A 239-nucleotide genomic window follows, 5' to 3' on the forward strand; every position below is an offset into this window, starting at 1 on the left:
GGGTGAAAACTTAATCGCTGTTTTGCTCATATTGTTTACGCCCTTCTATTAATGCATCTAACAATGAAGTATCTTTCGTTTGGCCACGTAATTTCTTAGCACGTAATTCAACGAATTCTGTTTCTGCTTTCGTCTTATCAAGCATCAGACGCATGTTAGCAATCTTCAGCAATCGTTCATCATCCTCGTGCGCTAATGTCACGAAACGAGTGATTAAATTGGATAGCGTAGTCATAGCC

General features: G+C 39.7%; 1 protein-coding gene. It reads right to left on the reverse strand.

The genetic code is table 11. The annotated features are described in order from the left end of the window. Nucleotides 1–10 precede the first annotated feature (10 nt). A partial coding sequence (locus tag SB754_RS22730; protein WP_410784531.1) for a hypothetical protein occupies nucleotides 11–239 on the reverse strand: 229 nt, incomplete at its 5' end.

This window comes from Leifsonia sp. SIMBA_070, assembly GCF_046534635.1.
GTDB lineage: Bacteria > Actinomycetota > Actinomycetes > Actinomycetales > Microbacteriaceae > Leifsonia.